The sequence below is a fragment of the Wenyingzhuangia sp. 2_MG-2023 genome (assembly GCF_030548295.1).
Classification (GTDB): domain Bacteria; phylum Bacteroidota; class Bacteroidia; order Flavobacteriales; family Flavobacteriaceae; genus Wenyingzhuangia.
Map to the genome: position 1 here is coordinate 1 of NZ_JAUOSB010000065.1, position 696 is coordinate 696.

1 protein-coding gene is annotated in these 696 nt (G+C 32.2%); it reads right to left on the bottom strand.

What is annotated here, in order from left to right; translation table 11 throughout:
- Positions 1-696: DDE-type integrase/transposase/recombinase (locus Q4548_RS17395; protein WP_303457166.1), on the bottom strand; the 696-nt coding region annotated here is incomplete at both ends.

Here is a 696-nt window from a genome sequence, read left to right on the forward strand (position 1 = left end):
CCAAAAGTTCTGTACTCAAAACGTTGAAAGACTTCTTTTTTTAAGATGCCATGATAAGCTTCTACATGAGCATTTTCTTCAGGAGTAGCTACATGAGTAAATTCTTGACTGACCCCTATAAGCTTTAAATATTCACGAACATCTTTAGCTATAAACTGACTTCCATTATCACTTCTAATCACAATGTTTTCAGGGTACTCAAACTCTTCAAACATCTCAGAAAGAAGATTTATTACTTGTTTTTTCTTGATATTAAAAGCAAAATAGTCTTTTAATATTCTACGTGTATGGACATCAATGACAGAAAGTAAATAAGCATTTTTACCCATATTTGGGATCCATACTACTTTTATATCCATTTCTAAGCATTCCATAGGTCTAGAAGTAATCACCTTTCTAAACTCAACAAACTTACGACCTGAACCACTTCTATTAATTCTATGTCCTAGCTTCAATAGATTGGCTTGTTTCATGATTCTGTATAGTTTTTTATGATTAATGATATATCCTTGTTCTTTTAAATAGGAACACATCAATCGATATCCACAATCTATAAATTCATGGCTTAAAATCTCTTTTACTGCTTTTACTACTGTTGCTTGGTCTACATATCCATTTACTTTATGATAGGTTAGCTTAGAGGCTCTATTGCCTTTGCGACCACCACTAGGAACTCTATAGTAACTACTTTCTACT